Below are 2,938 nucleotides of genomic sequence, written 5' to 3'. Positions count from 1 at the left end.
CGCCGACGCCGCGCGGGCGGGAGGGGGACGACCATCAAGCCTCGCACGCCCGCGCGGCGTCGGCGCGCGGGGTCGTCGTCGTCGGCGCTCTCCTCGGGTCCGGACCGGCTCGACCGCCCTGTCGAAGGCTCCTCCGTCCGGGTCAGCGGCTGGTCCGTCCACTCTGCCGCTGCACACTCCTACGGCTCCGTGCTCCACCCGCCCCGCACGGGCGAGCCGGGTTCCTCGCTCCTCCTGCTCCGCACGGGCGAGCCGCACTCCGCCCGCCTCGCCGTCACCTCAGCGAGGCCCGACCGCCCGGCCGCGGTCGTCTCCGTCCGAGCCCATGCGAGCGCACGGCGGCGTCGGCCGGGCGCATCGCGAGGGGCGGCCGCGTCCGAGGGTCGGGCCGCCCCCTCTCGACGGCCCCGGAGTCCGCGCCTCAGACCGTGGTCACGACGCGCAGAGTGCGTAGACGCTGAGGGTCAGCGTGCCGTTGACGGCGTAGGCGGACCCGGTGACGGTCCATGTACCGGATCCGACCGGAGCGCTCGTGGAGACCTCCGACTTGTAGGGGCTGCTGCCGTCGACCTCGGTCCAGGAGAAACCGCCTCCGATGACATTCGGCGTCGCGCCGGTGCAGGTGGCGGAGAGTGTCTGCACGTTGTTCGCGTAGATTCCAGTCCTGGTCGCGGTGACTGTGGCGTATGTGGCGCCTCCGCCCGCGGGTCCGGCGGGTCCGGCCGCTCCATCCGCTCCGGGAGGCCCTGCGGGCCCGGTCTCTCCGTCCATTCCGGTGGCTCCGATCTCTCCGATCGGCCCGGGGGCTCCGTCTGCTCCGGGGAGCCCGGGGGCTCCGTCTGCTCCGGGGAGGCCGGCGGCTCCGTCCGCTCCCGTCGCGCCGATCTCTCCGTCCGCTCCGGCGGGACCAGGCGCCCCGTCCGCCCCGTCCGCTCCCGGAGAACCGATCGGCCCCACTGCTCCGGCAGGACCCGTAGAGCCCACCGCGCCCGTGGCGCCGGTCCTGCCGACCTGTCCCACTGCTCCGGGAACGCCCGCCGGCCCCGTCTTGCCGACCGGTCCCTGCAGGTTCCAGCTGGCCGTGGTGGCGCCCTTCGGGCACGTCGGCGAGGTCGTGCCGACCTTGAAGAGGAGGCCCTGCTGCAGGCATCCGTAGTAGGCGGGCGACGTCGTCGTCGCAGCGGATGCCGCGGCGCTCCCGCCGGCGACGACCGCCAAGGCGACGGCGACGGCGATTCCGGCGTTCTTCAGTCCACGCCGGCGGGACTTCTTCGAGGATTCGATCATGAACGAAAGGTAGGTCTCAGGCCGTGTCCGAGGGTGGACATGTCCGCAACAGGACACCGGTCCGCTGCTGAGGCGGACGACCTCCTGCTCCTGCCTGGTGCGGCTGACGTCCCGCCACTCGAGGCCCAGACGCACCGTCAGCGGTCGGCACGGCACGGCACGGGCGGCCTCACCGGAGGCGGCTCCTGGTCCGCGGCGCCGGCTACCACAGCGCCGCCCGCCCGTGCACGGGGTGGCCCCGGAGGCGCGGCTCGCCTGGGATGGATGGGAGCGGCCCGATCCGGGTGCCGCGGACGGAGGAGCCATGCCCGACCAGTACACGTTCACGAACCCCGCCACCCAGTACCCGGACGTGACTCCGCCGGTCCAGCAGCAGCCCGAGCCCGGGCTGCAGTCGCGGATGACCCCGGTGCCGGACCTCGGCGAGGAGAGCTACCGCGGCACCGGCCGGCTCGCGGGCCGCCGCGCGCTCATCACGGGAGCCGACTCCGGGATCGGCGCCGCCGTGGCCATCGCCTTCGCCCGCGAGGGAGCCGACATCGCCCTCGCCTACCTCCCGAGCGAGGAGGAGGACGCGCAGCACGTGATCGGGCTGATCCGCGCGGAGGGGCGCACCGCCGTGCCGATCCCCGGCGATCTCACGAGTGCCGAGTACTGCACGCGGCTCGTGGCGGAGGCGGTCGAGGGCCTCGGCGGGCTCGACGCGGTGGTCAACGTGGCCGGGAAGCAGATCTGGAAGGAGGACCTGCTCGACATCACCGACGAGCAGTTCGAGGCGACCTTCGCGGTCAACGTCTTCGCTCCGTTCCGGATCATCCGCGCGGCCCTCCCGCACCTGCCCGCGGGCGCCACCATCATCAACACGGCGTCGGCGGAGGCGCACAAGCCCGCCCCCGACCGACTCGACTACGCGATGACGAAGGGCGCGATCAACAACCTCTCGAAGGGCCTCGCGCAGCAGCTCGCCGCGAAGGGCATCCGCGTGAACGTCGTGGCGCCCGGCCCGACGTGGACCGCCCTGCAGGTGAGCGGCGGCGTCGACCCCGAGAGCCTGCCCGACTTCGGCTCCAGCGAGTCGCCGATGGGCCGTGCCGCGCAGCCCGCCGAGCAGGCCCCGGCCTACGTGTTCCTCGCGTCCGCCGAGTCGAGCTTCGTCGCCGGCGAGACCCTCAACGTGAACGGCGGCATGGTCTCGCCCTGACACGCCGCGGCGCCGTCGCTCGCTGCTGGACCGCCGAGACGCCTTGGTCCTGCTCGAGACACGGGCTCGCGTCAACCCTCTCCCGAGCGGCGGGGGGCGCGAGGTGCCATGGAGGGACCACCACGAAGGAGCACCATGAGCACCACGACCGTCCTCCCCATCGAGACCTACTCCGACGAGCAGGGCTGGCACAACCGCATCGCCCACGCCCGGGTCCCGCTGAGCCACCACGAGTCGCGCCAGGAGGCGGAGGAGGTCGGCGAGGAGATCGCCGAGCAGCGCGGCGGGGAGCACGTCGTCCTCGGCTAGCGGCCGGCGCGGGGCGCGGCATGCGGTGCCCGATCGCGGAACGCCGCCGGCCTCTCCGGTCGCGGGGGCGTCGCTCGTGGTGGCCATGTCGTCCTCTCGTCGCGCGCTCGGGAGCGAGCACGACGGGCCACGCTAGGGAGG

At 73.9% G+C, this 2,938-nt stretch carries 3 protein-coding genes; 2 read left to right on the top strand and 1 reads right to left on the bottom strand.

Annotated elements, in window-relative coordinates; translation table 11 throughout:
* Window positions 1-432: 432 nt before the first annotated feature.
* Window positions 433-642 (bottom strand): hypothetical protein, encoded by a 210-nt coding sequence (locus C5C56_RS17695; protein ID WP_146086531.1) that lies wholly within the window; start codon window positions 640-642, stop codon window positions 433-435.
* A 949-nt stretch (window positions 643-1,591) separates the two neighbouring features.
* On the opposite strand from C5C56_RS17695, the gene C5C56_RS17350 reads away from it, so the two are divergent.
* Window positions 1,592-2,488 (top strand): SDR family oxidoreductase, encoded by an 897-nt coding sequence (locus C5C56_RS17350; RefSeq protein WP_104320015.1) that lies wholly within the window; start codon window positions 1,592-1,594, stop codon window positions 2,486-2,488.
* A 135-nt stretch (window positions 2,489-2,623) separates the two neighbouring features.
* The gene (locus C5C56_RS17345; RefSeq protein ID WP_159940661.1) at window positions 2,624-2,797 is read left to right on the top strand and encodes a DUF2188 domain-containing protein; all 174 of its coding nucleotides are present in this window, start codon (window positions 2,624-2,626) and stop codon (window positions 2,795-2,797) included.
* The last annotated feature ends 141 nt before the right edge of the window (window positions 2,798-2,938 follow it).

The organism is Rathayibacter sp. AY1D1 (genome assembly GCF_002932635.1).
Classification (GTDB): Bacteria; Actinomycetota; Actinomycetes; order Actinomycetales; family Microbacteriaceae; genus Rathayibacter.
This window is presented reverse-complemented; position numbering and strand designations above follow the sequence as displayed.